The organism is Castellaniella sp. FW104-7C03 (assembly GCF_040276085.1).
In the GTDB taxonomy this organism is placed as follows: Bacteria; Pseudomonadota; Gammaproteobacteria; order Burkholderiales; family Burkholderiaceae_B; genus Castellaniella.
The window spans coordinates 22661-38759 of the sequence record NZ_JBELOK010000009.1 but is presented as its reverse complement, the minus strand read 5'-3'; the positions used below and the strand labels follow the sequence as shown (position 1 = coordinate 38759).

Sequence of the window (16099 nt, the reverse complement as noted above, 5' to 3'; positions counted from 1 at the left end):
AGACTTTAGTAGTCTAAGATAAACAATGGAGACTGGAATTTGCGATTCTTAGCTGACGGGCCATCAATCCCCGATGACCTCCTCCTGGCCAGAGATCAGGGCCGCGTAATTTTCTTCTGTGGTGCGGGAGTATCAAGAGCGCGCGCGAAACTCCCTGATTTCTTTGGCTTAGCTCGTAAGGTAGTTTCCAAGCTTGGCGTTGATCAGAACAGTCCAGCCTATAAGCTTATCCAAGAAGCTCAGGAAATTGACCGACGCATTGGCGTTCCCGGCGTTATATCGGCCGACCGTGTCTTCGGACTTCTGGAGAGAGACTTTGCATCTCGTGACATTGAGGAGGCGGTAGCATCTGCGTTGAAGCCGTCCACGGGATGTGATCTCACCGCACATAGGATTTTGCTCGACTTAGCGACTACGCCAGAGGGTGCTGTTCAATTGGTTACGACGAACTTCGACAGATTGTTTGACAACTGCGGTAGAAAACTTCCAACATGGCGACCGCCAAGGTTACCAGACCCTTTGCACCAAAATGAGATCAATGGAGTAGTGTATCTTCATGGTCGATCCACGCCGACTTATACCGGCGCCGAGGGTGACGGATTTGTTCTCTCAAGCTCCGAATTTGGTCGTGCATATCTATCGGACGGATGGGCAACAACATTCATTCGTGAAATACTTAACAAGTATGTCGTTGTATTCGTTGGGTATACGGCTGACGATCCGCCCGTTCAATATCTCCTTGAAGCATTGCGGAAAGCTTCAGGAAGGCTTGAGAATGCTTATGCTTTTCAGTCCGGTGACTACAATGGTGCTGCTGCACGATGGCAGCACAAAGGTGTTGAAGCTATTCCCTATAGCCCTGATAACGAACACGCTGCTTTATGGCAATCCCTTGAAGCTTGGGCAGAGCGTGCGCGTGATCCTGATGCTTGGTATGCAAAGGTTATTGACGCATCCAAGAAAGGGCCAGCAGCAGTTCAGCCGCATGAGCGGGGTCAGGTGGCACATGTCGTTTCCACCTATGAAGGTATGAAGAAGTTTTGTGTCGGCGAAGTTCTTCCACCTGCTGAATGGCTTTGTGTGTTCGACAAGTATCGCCGATTTGCAAAGCCGGGCAGTTCAGGCTCATTGGGCCGCAAAGGACCCTATTTTGATCCGTTCGATCTATACGGCCTCGATTCCGACACCACGCCCAGCAAACCTGATCCTGAAGATCATTATGCTAAGCGCGAGGCTGCAACCGATGCGTGGGACGCCTTCGAACTTAATCGCCTTGATCGATCACCGATCCGCGATGAAAATCTTGCCGCGCTTCGCGGCCATTGGGCTAACCATTCCCCACGTCTTGTCCCGCGGATAGGTCAGCTGGGAGTATGGCTAGCAAAGGTCTGCGACCAACCTGCCGCTGTGTGGTGGGCGGCTCATCAGCTGTCACTTAATCGGAGCATTCAAGAACGCATTTCATGGGAGCTAGAGCGAAGCAATCGCCCCATCCACAAGGACATTCGCAACGCCTGGCGGTCGCTTTTTGAGGCTTGGAACTACGTCGAAGATTTCCACAGAGATTGGTACGCGTTGCAAACCGTCATTAAGACCGACGGATGGAGTAGCGCTGTCACTCGGCGGCTTGGGGAGGTGCTTCGACCACGTCTTTCTGTGGAGCCGGATTTCTGGGCTGCCCCAAAGCCGCCTGCACTGGTGCCAGATAGAGAGGACGGCGCTCGCTTGTTGCGGATGGACGTCAAATATCCTGAAACGCATGAAGCAGTTACGGTACCGGACGAGTGGTGTGCAATTGTCGTTAGAGTCCTGCGACACAATCTTGAGCTGGCCCTTGCACTTGAGCACGAAATAGGAGGTTACGGCCTTAGCAATATAAGCCCGATAGTTCAGGACAGTATCGAAGGTACCGGCTATGATCGAACTCACGGACTTTCAGCCGCGGTTATCCGATTTGCCGAAATTTTTTCGCAACTGAGCAAAACCAATAGAGCTGCCGCTAAGCGCGAGTTTTTGTCTTGGCCTACGGACGATGACACCATCTTCGCACGCTTGCGAATATGGGCATCAGGAAAGCGAAACGTCGTCTCAGATGATGACTTCGGACAATTTATAGCGTCTTTGAGCGATGACGCGTTCTGGAATAACTCTCATCAGCGAGATCTTTTGTTGGTCCTCGCGAATCGATGGACGAAACTCAGCGGTAAGTCTCGCAAACTAATCGAAGAAAAGCTGGTGATAGGCCCAAAGCGATGGCGGCGCGAGAAGATTGCAGCCTTCGATAGCAGACGAGCTTGGTCGATTCTAAATCGCATTCAGTGGCTTCAAAACTCAGGATGCAAGCTTTCTGCCAACACCCGTAGACAAGCGAAGCTGCTCCGTGCTGCTGTGCCCGACTGGAAAGAGGATTATGGCGGGAAGGCTGCTGAATCGTTGGAAGGTCGGACTAGATGGGTCAGGACTAACACCAGTCATGAGGAACTAGCGGAAACTCCCCTTTCACTAGTACTGCTGCGAGCCAAGGAACGTAGCGGTCGATCAGACGATTTTCTCATCGAGAACGATCCTTTTTCTGGCCTCGCTGCTCAACGCCCTGCGCGCGCTTTTGCTGCGTTGACCTATGCAGTTAAACGAGGAAATTTCCCAAATTGGGCATGGCAACGGTTCCTTAATTCAGAGGCACGGAAGAATGACACGACCAGATTAACCTGGCTGATTGCCGAACGACTAGCTCGTTATCCAAATGCGCAGCTTGCAACGATCCTTCGCCCTGCAACCGATTGGCTACAAGATGCCAGTCCGAAACTAAGCAAAGACTGCCTTCCTGTTTTCGACCGCATTTTGAGGAAGCTGGCCGACGTCCTCCGTGAATCTCCGAACGAAGGACGTTCGGGTATTGTTCGTGGTTCCGAGGAACCAGACTGGACGATGGAAGCGATTAATTCTCCTACGGGTAAGATCGCGCAGGCGCTTTTTAACGATCCACGCAAGGATAATCTCAGTCAAAATCAAGGCTTTCCTTCCGAATGGCTCGTTCACGCTGAGGCCCTATTAGCGCTTCCAAACGACTTGCGCAGACATGCGATTGTGATCTTGTTTCACAACCTCAACTGGTTTTTCGCTGTCGATCCGAAATGGACGGAACAATATTTGTTGCCTGCGCTTCAAGGTAACGACACGGACGACCGCGACGCAGCATGGTCGGGCTTCTTATGGGGGGCGAGAACTCCAAATCGAGAGCTCTATATGCGGTTGAAAAACGACATGCTGGAGTTCGCCGCTAATCCTCTCCCATCGCGCCGCTCATATGGTGAAATCATCGCAGGTATGATTCTTGCCGGGTGGGGAACTGTCGACAACGTTACCGGCGAGCGCTGTATCTCCAATGATGAGATGCATAGCTTACTTTTGACTGTCGATGACGAGTTTCGATCACGGGTACTATGGCAGGCTCAACGATGGTCTGACGAGAAGAACGAAAACTCACACAAGCGATGGAGAGGACAGCTTCCCGAACTACTGCAGATTTGGCCGCGCCAACTGTCAGCCAGATCGCCCAACACGTCGGCCCGCCTCTGCGAATTGGCTTTCTCCAGCGGAGATGAATTTCCGACCATAACCGCATTGGTTTTGCCGCTCTTGGGCAGAATCGAGCGTGATCATTTGATGCTGCCAGAGCTTCGTCGATCCGGAGACAACATAGTAAATCGGTACCCGGAACAGGCGCTGGCTCTACTCCATGCCGTTCTGCCAGACAACGCGCTGGCATGGCCCTATGGTATGGAAGGGATATTGAAACAAATTGGAGAGGCAAGCAGCGCACTAAATAGCGACGATAGACTGATTTCTCTGAAGCGACGATGGGACGCAAGGTGATGCACGACATGCCCATATGGTTCGCGAACCACAATTGCCTTTCTATTCTTTGCGTCTTTACCGTTGTTGAAAGGCTTTATCGTTAGGGGAGTTGTGTCGCCACCCGTGCGGTGCGAGACGGGGTCCGATCTTGATGCCATAAAAACTCAAGAACACCCCATGTCTCGTCAGGAATGGCTGATGTTCTTTCCCGATACCATGCTAGCGTCATTCATCTAGCCATGGTATCGGCGATTCTTCATGGCGAGCCCTTCGCATGCCATGAAAAATACCATTGATGATGTGGTAGACATAGTTATTGAGATTTTATTTTTAAATAAAATCAATAACTTATAAAATACCCTCACTCCCACTCAATAGTAGCAGGCGGTTTGCTCGACACATCGTACGTGACCCGATTAATGCCGCGCACTTCATTGATGATGCGTGAGGATACCCGCTTCAATAACGCGTATGGCAGCTCGGCCCAGTCGGCTGTCATGAAGTCGCTGGTTTGTACGGCACGCAGGGCTACCACGTAATCGTAGGTGCGGCCGTCGCCCATCACACCCACAGATTTAACCGGTAAAAATACGGTAAAGGCCTGCGATGTCAGGTCGTACCAGGATTTGCCGGATTCGGGCTCGATGGTGTTACGCAGCTCGGTGATAAAGATATCGTCGGCGCGGCGCAGCAAGTCGGCGTATTCGGGTTTAACTTCACCCAGAATGCGCACCCCCAGGCCAGGCCCCGGAAACGGATGACGAAACACCATTTCTGGGGGCAGGCCCAAGGCCAGGCCCAGGTGGCGTACTTCGTCCTTAAAAAGCTCGCGCAGAGGCTCAAGCAGCTTCAAATTAAGCGTCTCGGGCAGCCCGCCTACATTGTGGTGCGATTTGATCGCCACAGCCTTGCCTGTCTTGGAGGCCGCGGATTCAATCACGTCGGGGTAGATGGTGCCTTGCGCCAGCCAGCGGGCAGATTTCAACTTGGCGGATTCAGCTTGAAAGACCTCGACAAACTCACGGCCAATGATCTTGCGCTTGGCTTCGGGGTCCGCCACACCGGCCAGCTTGCCCATGAACTGCTCGCTGGCATCCACGTGGATCACGCGAATCCCCAGATTGCGTGCCATGGTGTCCATCACCTGCTTGGCTTCGTTGTGACGCAGCAGGCCGTGGTCGACAAACACGCAGGTGAGCTGCTCGCCGATGGCTTTGTGGATCAGGGCCGCGGCCACCGAAGAATCCACGCCGCCAGACAAGCCCAGGATGACTTCGTCATTACCCACTTGCTCGCGGATGCGGTTGACGGCTTCGGTGACGTAATCAGGCATGTTCCAGTCGCGCGAGCACCCGCAGATCTCGGTGACAAAGCGCTGAAGCATGGCCTGGCCCTGCACCGTGTGGGTGACTTCGGGGTGAAACTGAACGGCATAGAAATGCCGTGTTTCATCAGCCATGCCGGCAATGTCGCATGAGGGAGTGGATGCCATCCGCACAAAACCCGGAGGCAGTTGTGTGACGCGGTCGCCGTGGCTCATCCATACCTTGAGCATGCCGTAGCCTTCGGGGGTTTCAAAATCCTGAAGCCCGTTGAGCAACTGCGTATGGCCGTGGGCGCGGACTTCAGCATAGCCAAACTCGCGATGGTCGGAGAACTCGACCTTGCCACCCAGTTGCAGCGCCATCGATTGCATGCCGTAGCAGATGCCCAGCACCGGCACTCCTGCCTCGAAAACCGTCCCAGGCACTTTCAGGGATTCGTCGGCGTAGGCCGATGCGTGGCTACCCGACAAAATGATGCCTTTCAGGCCATGATCCAGCTGATCCTGGATAAATGTGTCATCGACGTCGCCTGGGTGAATCTCGCAATAAACCCCTGTATCGCGGACGCGACGGGCAATAAGCTGGGTTACCTGGGAACCATAATCCAGGATCAGAATGCGTTGGTGCATGGCAGACGATTTGAGTGGCTGATCAAGGCGTTACTTTAACCCATGCGAGGGTGCAGCTTCCAATGTTCGGGCCCGCGCTGCCGATAATATTTGTGTCAGAGTCACCACTGCCATTACAGTAGTCGGGTTATGGATTTGTCAGCTGCAAACCAATGTCCTCACGTGCTTCTCTGATCCCCCTGCCTTTTGCAGGCCTGCTGGCTCTTGCCGTTGCCATGGGGATTGGCCGCTTTGCATTCACACCCATCCTGCCCATGATGCAGGCCGATCAGGGCCTGAGCCTGGCTCAAGGGGGATGGTTGGCTAGTGCCAATTACCTGGGCTATTTACTCGGCGCTCTGTTGGTAACGCACCTGAGTTGGTCACCGGCGCGTTTGTTGCGCACCGGCCTGTGGCTGGTGGTACTGATGACAGCGGCCATGGGGCTGGATGGCCATTGGGCCGGCTGGATAGTCTGGCGCCTACTGGCGGGCGTGGCCAGCGCCTGGGTGATGATCGGGACGGCATCGCTGTGCATCGCCCGTCTGAACGCGCAAGGTAAGGAACGGCATAGCGGCATCGTCTTCGCCGGCGTGGGCTGCGGAATTACATTCGCGGGGCTGGCCTGCATGGGGCTGACACTACTGGGCACGACCTCTTCGCACGCCTGGCTGTGGCTGGCGGCCGCGGCTCTGCTGGGGCTGATCGGGGCATCCATGCTGTGGCGACCGTCGAACCAAGCCGATCCAAGGCCAGCGACCATACCTCGAGAAACTGACGCGGTGGACAAGCAGGCACCGGCTTCACAGGCCACGCCCGCTCCCATCCCGCCGCTGCACTGGGGACTAATCCTGTGCTATGGCGTGTACGGTTTCGGCTATATTCTTCCTGCCACTTTCCTACCCGCCCAAGCGCGATTGCTGGTGCCCGATCCCTGGTTGTTCAGTTTGGCTTGGCCAATTTTCGGACTGGCGAGTGCAGCGTCCACCCTGATTGCAAGCCGTCTGGCGCGCCGCTTCAGTCGCCAGAAGATCTGGGCAGGCGCTCAGATCCTGATGGCCATCGGCGTGCTGCTGCCGGCCCTGTGGCATGCGCTAGCTGCCATTCTACTGGCTGCGTTGTGTGTTGGCAGTACCTTCATGGTGATCACCATGGTAGGCCTGCAAGAGGCTCAGGCGGCCGTCGGCCGCATTGGCGCCAAGCGGCAGATGGCGGCAATGACGGCATCCTTCGCCATGGGCCAATTGATCGGTCCGCTGTTCTTCAGTCTGACTCACGCCTTGTTCGGTGCGCCGCTGGGATTTGCTCTGGTTCTGGGCACCCTGGGCCTGATCGCCGGTGCGCTGCCCATCCTGCGACTGCGTACGTGCGACAAAGTCACCAGCCAGACGGAGATCAGCCCATGACAAGCCCCCATCCTTACCTGCTCATTCATGGCGCCTGGCACGGCGGCTGGTGCTGGTCGGCTGTCGCAGAGAGATTGCGGCAAGCGGGGCATCGCGTCGATACCCCTACCCTGCCGGGACTAGGAGAACGCAGCAACCTGCTGGGGCCGGACATCACACTGGACACCTTCATCCGGGATGTGGAGTGCTACCTAACCAAAGAGGATCTGCGCGAGGTCATTCTGGTCGGCCACAGCTTCGGCGGGTTGGTGATCTCCGGCGTGGCCGACCGCCTGCCCAAACGTATCCGACGCCTGGTCTATCTGGATGCCTTTTTGCTGCCGCCCGGCCAATCAACTTTCGACACCTTGCCCGAGGCCGTCATTCAGCGGCTGGAACACAGCGCCGCCGACACCGGCGGCATCCCGCCGCCCCGGCCTGAAAGCCTGGGCCTGACACGGGCCGCCGACATTGCCGCCGTGCAGAACCGCTTGACGCCACATCCGATCGGATCCTATCGTGAACCGCTGCGCCTGAACCATCCGCTGGGCAATAGCTTGCCGGCCACATATGTGCGCTGCATCCGCCCCCCCTTCCAGGCCGTCGCTCAAGCCTATGCATGGGCGCGCGAAACCTATGGCACTCGTTGGTCCTGGCAGGACCTGGACTGCGGCCACGACGCGATGATCAGCGCGCCCGATCGGGTGGCCGAGGCCTTGCTGGACGCCGAACCTGCCAGCCGCTGATACGTCAGGGTGGCGAAGATCGCAGCTTCTTGTGGCGGCAGCCGTCGTCCCGCGTTGCGCCTTCGCACAGGTCGCGCAAACGTCCCAGGGTGCGGGTCTGGGCTTTGCGCGATAGTGGTCGGCACCGATCAATCCGCGCGATAATTGGGCGCTTCTTTGGTGATCTGCACATCGTGCACGTGGGATTCACGCACGCCGGCCGAGGTGATCTCGACGAACTCGGCCTGGGCATGAAGATCGGTGATCGTGGCACTGCCGCAGTACCCCATGGATGCGCGGATACCGCCCACCAATTGGTAGATGATGGCAATGACACTGCCCTTGTACGGCACGCGGGCCTCGATACCTTCTGGCACCAGTTTGTCGATATTGTTGTTGGGATCCTGGAAATAGCGGTCGGCAGAGCCATCCGCCATGGCGCCCAGGCTGCCCATCCCACGGTACGACTTATAAGAGCGCCCCTGAAACAGCACGACTTCTCCGGGGGCTTCTTCGGTACCGGCAAACATGCCACCCATCATGCACGTGGACGCGCCCGCAGCCAGCGCCTTGGAAACATCGCCCGAATAGCGGATGCCGCCATCGGCGATCAGGGGGATACCTGTGCCCTCGAGGGCCTGAGCCACATCGGCAATGGCGGTAATCTGGGGTACACCTACACCTGCCACGATACGTGTGGTGCAGATTGACCCCGGGCCAATACCCACCTTGACGGCATCAGCACCAGCTTCTGCCAATGCCAGTGCAGCGGCAGCAGTAGCGATATTTCCGCCAATCACCTGAATATGGGGATAGTGCTTTTTAACCCAGCGCACGCGATCGATGACGCCGGCGGAGTGGCCGTGTGCCGTATCCACCACAAGCACATCGACACCGGCCGCAGCCAGTTTTTCGACACGCTCGTCGGTGCCCTCGCCTACGCCGACAGCTGCACCGACACGCAACTGGCCCTGACTGTCTTTGCTGGCCAGGGGGTGCTCGGTATTCTTGACAATATCCTTGACCGTAGCCAGGCCGCGCAGCTGGAATTTGTCGTTGACGATGAGTACGCGCTCGAGGCGATGCTTGTGCATCAGGGCTTGCGCTTCTTCGAGGGTGGCACCTTCGTGCAGCGTGACCAGCCGTTCTTGCGGCGTCATGATCTCGCGCAAAGAAACGTCCAGGCGATCTTCGAAGCGAAGATCCCGGTTGGTGACAATCCCCACCAGCTTGCCGGCCTCGACCACTGGCAAGCCCGAAATGCCATGCTGGCGCTGCAATGCGATGGCATCGCGTACTTTCATGGTGGGCGTAACAGTAACCGGATCGATGACGATGCCGAATTCGTGGCGCTTGACGCGCGAGACTTCCCGGGCTTGTTCGTCGGCGGTGAGGTTTTTATGGATGATGCCGATACCGCCCTCTTGGGCCATGGCAATGGCCAGGCGAGACTCGGTAACCGTATCCATGGCGGCAGAAACCAGCGGGATATTTAGCTGGATATCCCGTGTAAGCTGGGTGACAAGACGCGTGTCGCGCGGCAGAACCTGGGAGAAGGCAGGCACCAGGAGGACGTCGTCGAAGGTGAGCGCTTTTTTGATCAGACGCATAAACTGTGTAGACTCCGGGCAAAGCAGGATTATACGCGCTTGAGCCCCTAGGATAAACCCCTATCCCTGCTGGCGGCCCAAGGCTACGATAGTATGCAAATGGGAGGCTCCTCATGGCTTTTGTGTTTGTCCTGATTATCCTGATCCTCGTGGCGGCAGCTGTGGTGCTGTGGCGGGCTGATTTACGCATGCGCTACCTTACCCGCCCCATTTATCGCGTGTTTCAGCGGATCCTGCCCAAGATGTCCGACACCGAGCGCGAAGCCCTGGAGGCGGGCAGCGTCTGGTGGGATGGTGCATTGTTTTCAGGGCGGCCCAGTGCCCGTGCACTGCATGCCATCCAGCTGCCACGGCTGTCTGCCGAAGAACAGGCATTTCTGGATCACGAAGTAGAAACATTGTGTGCCATGGTGCACGATTGGCGGGTTACTCGCGAAGATCTGGATTTGCCACCTGAAGCCTGGGACTACATCCGCAGCCACCGCTTTTTTGGCATGATCATCCCCAAAGAATACGGCGGCCTGGGGTTTTCTGCGGTGGCGCATTCGGCGGTGATCACACGCCTGGCCTCGCGCAACTCGGCGCTATCGGCCACGGTGATGGTACCCAACTCGCTGGGCCCTGCCGAGCTCCTGCTGCATTACGGCACCACCGAGCAAAAAGATTACTACTTGCCACGTCTGGCTAGCGGCGAGGAAATCCCGGCCTTTGCACTAACCAGCCCGTGGGCGGGCTCGGATGCTGCTGCCATTCCAGACTCCGGTGTCGTGTGCAAGGACATGTGGCAGGGGCAGGAAACCCTGGGCATGCGAGTGAGCTGGGACAAGCGATACATTACCCTGGGCCCGGTTTGCACAGTGTTGGGGCTGGCCTTCAGGTTATACGACCCCGATGGTTTGCTGGGCGCGCAACCCGATATTGGTATTACCTGCGCCCTGGTACCTCGCGACCACCCTGGGGTGGAGATCGGCCGGCGGCATTTCCCGCTGGATGCGATGTTCATGAACGGCCCCACACGCGGACACGATGTGTTTATTCCGCTGGAGTACATCATTGGTGGCCAGGCCCGTGCCGGCCAGGGCTGGCGCATGTTGATGGAGTGCCTGGCGGCCGGGCGATCCATCTCCCTGCCCTCCTCCTACGCAGGCATGGCGCAGCTGACCGCCCGCGCAGTAGGTGGCTATAGCGTGGTGCGCGACCAATTTCATACGCCCATTCACAAGTTTGAGGGTGTGATCGAGCCCCTTGCCCGGATTGCCGGCCACACCTACCTGATGGATGCGGCGCGTGCCATGACGGCGGGTGCGGTGGATCTGGGAGAAAAACCTGCCGTGGTCTCGGCTATTGTCAAATATCACGTCACCGAGCGCGGCCGCATGGTGGTAAACGACGGCATGGACATCATCGGCGGGAAAGGCATTATTCTTGGCCCGCAAAACTTCCTGGGTCGGGCCTATCAGCAGATCCCCGTGGGGATTACCGTGGAAGGCGCCAATATTCTCACGCGCAGCCTGATCATCTTTGGCCAGGGGGCCATCCGTTGCCATCCGTTTGTGCTCGCCGAGATGCAAGCGGCCCAGGACAGCAACCCCAAACAGGGGCTGGATAACTTTGACAAGGCCTTTTGGGGCCACATGCGTCACACCGGCAGCAATGCCCTGCGGGCCATTGCACACGGCTGGACAGCCGCGTGCTTTGCACGCCCCGACACTGCAGTGGCGCCGGCGATGGTCCGATACTATCGGCAGCTCACCCGCTACTCCGCGGTATTGGCCACCTTATCGGATGTCGCCATGCTGAGTCTGGGGGGCTCGCTCAAGCGCCGGGAATCCATCTCTGCGCGTCTGGGTGATGTGTTGTCGCAGCTCTACCTGATCTCCGCCACCCTGAAGCGCTTTCACGACGAGGGCCAGCAGCCAGGCGACGCGCCACTGGCCCATTGGGCGATTCAGGACGCCTTTTGTCGGGCTGAAGACGCAATTTCCGGAGTGTTGCACAATTTCCCCAACCGAATATTGGCGTGCGCCTTGCATGTGGCACTGATGCCCTGGGGACGCAGTTTCCCGGCACCATCCGACAAGCTCTCGGCAGAAGTGGCACAGGCGCTATGCACGCTTGGTCCAACCCGAGACCGGCTGACCCACCTGGCCTATCTTCCTGAAGATCCACAAGAGCCCGTGGCCGCCATCGAATCCGCACTGCAGGCCGTGATGGATACACAAGATCTGGCGCGCAAGGTCCGTGATTTTGAAAAGTCCGGCAAAATTCCTGCAGGTGATCCGCGTGCCAACGTACGCGACCTTGCACAGGCCGTGCACGCTGCCGGCGGATTGACCGACGATGAATACGAACGCCTGCACGCCCGCAACACCTTGCGCGACCGCGTGATCGGCGTTGACGACTTTGCCCCCGATTTCTCGGGGCTGTCAAACACCGATACACCCTCACACACGCAAGCGGATGGAGCTTAACCCAGCCAGACCCGGGCGTTACGGAACATCCGCATCCATGGCGTAAATCCGCCATGGATGCTGGTGCCGTCATCCGTATCTGCAGGCCCCCAGCTGGCAGGCCGCCATGACATCGCGACATTACGGGTTACGCGCTCAGGGTGCGGCATCATGGCAGTAAAGCGCCCGTCGGCGGTTGTGACTGCTGTGAGGCCTTCCGGGCTGCCATTGGGATTGTCCGGATATGAGATTGTTCTTTGGCCGGCGGTGTCTACAAAGGCGGCAGCCGCTGTTACCTGGCTGGCATCGCCCTGGCGGGCAAAGTTGGCATAGCCCTCGCCGTGCGCCACTGCAATGGGTGCACGCACGCCCGCCATGCCGGCAAAAAAGATGGAGGGTGAATCCAGGATCTCGACCAGCGAGAGACGGGCCTCGTATTTTTCGGAGACGTTACGGGTAAAACGCGGCCAGTGTTGCGCGCCGGGGATCATGTCGGCCAGAGCAGCCATCATCTGACAACCATTGCATACACCCAGGGCAAAGACATCGGGCCGTGCAAAGTAAGCGGCAAACTGGTCTGCCAGTGCCGCGTTGTAGCGGATGGTGCGGGCCCAGCCTTCGCCGGCGCCCAAGACATCACCGTAGCTAAACCCGCCAACAGCCACCAGACCCTGCAGGGTATCCAGGCGCACACGGCCAGCCAGCAGATCCGTCATATGGACATCCACAGCCTCGAAGCCTGCGGTATCAAAGGCCCAGGCCATTTCGACCTGGCTGTTGCAGCCTTGCTCGCGCAGGATTGCAACACCTGGCCGTGCGCCACGCGCAATAAACGGTGCAGCGACGTCTTCTTGCGGGTTGAATGCAACCTGTGGCACCAGGCCGGGGTTTTCTGTATCCAGCCAGCGGGCGTGTTCGGCCTCGGCGCAGTCGGGGTGATCGCGGCGGGCCATGATCCGGTGCGTGGTTTCGCTCCAGATCTGACCAAGCTCGGACAAAGGCCGATGGTAGGTGATGGCGCCATCCCGAAACACTTGAAACTCTTGCCGGGAGTTGAGCATGCCCACTACATGCGCAATGGCGGCCAACCCCTCTTGACGCAGAAACTGCAAAACCTCGTCGCGATGGGCGCGCGGCACCTGAATCAGCCATCCAGCTTCTTCGTTAAACAGTGCGGTCAGGTTATGTTCGTGGTGCAACACCGCCACCTGGTCATTGCGGATCTTGAAGTCTCCGGCATCGGCGATGTGGGGGTCGAGTGTGAGCATGTCGAGATTGAGCGATACACCGACATGACCGGCAAATGCCATCTCGACTGCGCTGGCCATCAGCCCGCCGTCAGAGCGATCGTGGCAGGCCAGTACCCAGCCGCGGCTGACCAGTTCGCGCAGGGCCATCAGGGCAGTACGCAGCAAATTACCGTCTTGCATGTCCGGGGTTTCAGCCCCGATCTCGCCATACACCTGGCTCAGGATCGAGCCGCCCATGCGTTGACGGCCCTCGCCAAGATCGATGAGCAGCAACACGCTATCACCCGCATCCGTGCGCAGCTGTGGTGTCAGCGTGGTGCGCACATCAGCCACAGGCGCAAAGGCGGTAACCACCAGGGATACCGGCGATAGTACAGCATGCGTGCCTTCATCGTCCTCCCAGGCTGTGCGCATGGAGAGCGAATCCTTGCCAACCGGAATGGACAAGCCCAGGGTCTGGCACCAGTCGCTGACAGCGGCAACCGTATCAAACAGCGCGGCATCCTGCCCGGGTTGTCCGCAAGCAGCCATCCAGTTGGCAGACAGCTTGACGTCTTCGAGACGCGCCACCCCGGCTGCAGCAAGGTTGGTGAGCGCTTCTGTGACTGCCATGCGCCCGGAGGCCGGCGGGTTGAGGATCGCCAGCGGGCTGCGCTCGCCCAACGCCATTGCTTCGCCGGCCACACCTTCGTAATCACGCAAGGTAACGGCGCAGTCGGCTACCGGCACCTGCCAGGGGCCAACCATCTGGTCTCGGGAGGTCAGGCCACCCACGGTGCGGTCGCCAATCGTGATGAGGAACGACTTGTTGGCCACCGTGGGGTGGCGCAAGACGCGCTCGATGGCTTCACCCAGATCAACGCCAACAAGATCAAGCGGCTGGCCCTGAATGGTTTCACGACTTGCTTCACGCTGCATCCGGGGCGGTTTGCCCAGGATCACATCGATGGGGACATCCACTGGCCGCAGGCCATTGGCTGACACCTCGCCCTCCGGGCGATCCAGCCCGGGAAGACCCTCTCCCTGGGTGACACGCAAGCGGCGGGCCTCGGTAGCAACGCCCACCACGGCATAGGGACAGCGCTCGCGATCCGCAATTTTTGCAAAGCGGGCCAGATCTTCTGGCTGGATGGCCAGTACGTAGCGCTCTTGGGATTCGTTGCTCCAGATTTCGGCCGGTGAAAGGCCGGATTCTTCGAGTGGGACACGCTGCAGCTCGAACTCGGCACCACGCCCGGCATCGTTGACAAGCTCTGGAAACGCATTGGACAGGCCACCGGCACCCACATCGTGAATCGCCAGGATCGGATTATCTGCGCCCTGCTGCCAGCAACGGTCGATGACCTCTTGGGCACGCCGCTGCATCTCGGGATTACCGCGTTGCACGGAGTTGAAATCGAGCTCGGCCTGATTGGTGCCCGCCCCCATGCTGGAGGCCGCACCGCCGCCCATGCCGATACGCATGCCCGGCCCGCCCAGCTGAACCAGCAAGGCGCCCGGTGGCAGCGGATCTTTATGCGTGAGACGATCGTCGATTTGCCCCAGCCCGCCTGCGAGCATGATGGGCTTGTGATAGCCCCAATGCACGTCATTGACGGTTTGCTCAAAGGCTCGAAAATAGCCCAGCAGGTTGGGACGGCCAAACTCGTTGTTGAAGGCAGCACCGCCAATGGGGCCCTGGATCATGATATCCAGGGGGGAAGCAATGCGATCAGGGGCTTTCGCCGGGGTCTCCCAGGGCTCGTGGGTCTCGTCTACCCGCAGGTTGGATACCGTGAAACCCGTGAGGCCCGCTTTTGGTTTGGAGCCACGCCCTGTGGCGCCTTCGTCGCGGATTTCACCGCCGGCTCCGGTGGCCGCACCCGGAAACGGCGCAATCGCCGTGGGATGATTGTGCGTCTCAACCTTCATCAGAATGTGCATGGTTGCAGCATCACGGCGATAAACAGAGTTATCGGCCCCCGCAGCATGAAACACTGAGGCTGGGCCACCCTGCATGACGGCTGCGTTATCGGAATAAGCCACTACGGTGCCTTCGGGCTGCGCAGCATGGGTGGCACGAATCATGTCAAACAGGGTTTGCGATTGGGCCTGCTTATCCAGCGTCCAGTGGGCATTGAATATTTTGTGGCGGCAGTGCTCGCTATTGGCTTGCGCAAACATCATGAGCTCGACATCGGTGGGGTCGCGCCCGAGGTCGGAGTAAGCCCGCAGCAGGTAATCGATTTCATCCCCCGACAGAGCCAGGCCCATCTGCAGGTTGGCTTGTTGCAGTGCGGTGCGACCATCGGCCAGCACCGGGACTATCTTGACTGGCTGTCCAGAGACAGGCGTAAACAAGGCCTTGCCATCGAAATCGGCTGGCACCACCGTTTGTGTCATGCGGTCGTGCAGACAGGTGGCGAGCAGCTGCAATTGCGGTTCGTCGAGTTTGCGACTGCCAACCAGGGTGCGTTCGGGCGAAATGTAATACCGGACGCCGTGCTCGATGCGCCGCACCTGTTGCAAACCGCAATGATGGGCAATATCGGTGGCTTTGCTGGCCCAGGGAGAAATCGTGCCCAGGCGTGGCACAACCAGCAGCTGAATGACGTGACGATCGGCGGGAGGCACTACATCACCACCATCATCCAGCAAGGCTTTGACGCGTGCGAGATCCTCATCGGACAAAGGGCCGTCTGTCTCGACAAAATAGCACGAAGCCGCCGCCACAGCGGCAACCGGCAGGCCTCGGCCATTGAGAGTGCTCAAAAGGCGTTGCCGGCGAAAATCGGACAAAGCGGCAGAACCGGGGATGATCAATACAGAGGTCACGACAGAAGCCCACAGACAAAAGGATCAGAAGCTGTCTATTTTACCGGGATCGGGGCGTCATCACGGCAGAGACC

Annotated in this window: 7 protein-coding genes; 4 read left to right on the top strand and 3 right to left on the bottom strand. The window is 58.4% G+C overall.

Going from position 1 to position 16099, the window contains the following annotated elements; all coding sequences use genetic code 11:
- Positions 1 to 39 precede the first annotated feature (39 nt).
- Positions 40 to 3876 (top strand): SIR2 family protein, encoded by a 3837-nt coding sequence (locus tag ABS758_RS11510; protein ID WP_350383000.1) that lies wholly within the window; start codon positions 40 to 42, stop codon positions 3874 to 3876.
- A 343-nt stretch (positions 3877 to 4219) separates the two neighbouring features.
- Here the strand turns inward: ABS758_RS11510 and guaA are convergent, their stop codons facing one another.
- On the bottom strand, positions 4220 to 5812 hold the full coding sequence (gene guaA, locus ABS758_RS11505; RefSeq protein WP_350383002.1) for a glutamine-hydrolyzing GMP synthase: 1593 nt from the start codon (positions 5810 to 5812) through the stop codon (positions 4220 to 4222).
- Between the two features lie 152 nt (positions 5813 to 5964).
- On the opposite strand from guaA, the gene ABS758_RS11500 reads away from it, so the two are divergent.
- Both ABS758_RS11500 and ABS758_RS11495 read left to right on the top strand, forming a co-directional pair.
- Entirely contained in the window at positions 5965 to 7197 is a 1233-nt protein-coding gene (locus ABS758_RS11500; protein ID WP_350383004.1) for a YbfB/YjiJ family MFS transporter, read from the top strand.
- The gene (locus ABS758_RS11495) at positions 7194 to 7922 is read left to right on the top strand and encodes an alpha/beta fold hydrolase (protein WP_350383006.1); all 729 of its coding nucleotides are present in this window, start codon (positions 7194 to 7196) and stop codon (positions 7920 to 7922) included. The genes ABS758_RS11500 and ABS758_RS11495 overlap by 4 nt, the downstream gene beginning before the upstream one ends.
- Before the next feature lie 128 nt (positions 7923 to 8050).
- Here ABS758_RS11495 and guaB read toward each other — a convergent pair whose 3' ends face one another.
- On the bottom strand, positions 8051 to 9511 hold the full coding sequence (gene guaB, locus ABS758_RS11490) for an IMP dehydrogenase (protein ID WP_350383008.1): 1461 nt from the start codon (positions 9509 to 9511) through the stop codon (positions 8051 to 8053).
- Positions 9512 to 9624: 113 nt separating this feature from the next.
- Here guaB and ABS758_RS11485 point away from each other — a divergent pair, with 113 nt between their 5' ends.
- Positions 9625 to 11982: an acyl-CoA dehydrogenase gene (locus ABS758_RS11485; protein WP_350383011.1), complete on the top strand. Its 2358-nt coding sequence runs from the start codon at positions 9625 to 9627 to the stop codon at positions 11980 to 11982.
- On the opposite strand, the gene purL is transcribed toward ABS758_RS11485, so the two are convergent.
- Entirely contained in the window at positions 11979 to 16025 is a 4047-nt protein-coding gene (gene purL / locus ABS758_RS11480) for a phosphoribosylformylglycinamidine synthase (RefSeq protein WP_350383013.1), read from the bottom strand. The two genes, ABS758_RS11485 and purL, sit on opposite strands and share 4 nt — an antisense overlap.
- Positions 16026 to 16099: the final 74 nt, after the last annotated feature.

What these genes read in the sequence shown, in the direction of transcription:
- guaB (WP_350383008.1), bottom strand. Translation starts at nt 9,511, where the DNA reads ATGCGTCTGATCAAAAAAGCGCTCACCTTCGACGACGTCCTCCTGGTG.
- ABS758_RS11495 (WP_350383006.1), top strand. Translation starts at nt 7,194, where the DNA reads ATGACAAGCCCCCATCCTTACCTGCTCATTCATGGCGCCTGGCACGGC.
- ABS758_RS11485 (WP_350383011.1), top strand. Translation starts at nt 9,625, where the DNA reads ATGGCTTTTGTGTTTGTCCTGATTATCCTGATCCTCGTGGCGGCAGCT.
- ABS758_RS11500 (WP_350383004.1), top strand. Translation starts at nt 5,965, where the DNA reads ATGTCCTCACGTGCTTCTCTGATCCCCCTGCCTTTTGCAGGCCTGCTG.
- guaA (WP_350383002.1), bottom strand. Translation starts at nt 5,812, where the DNA reads ATGCACCAACGCATTCTGATCCTGGATTATGGTTCCCAGGTAACCCAG.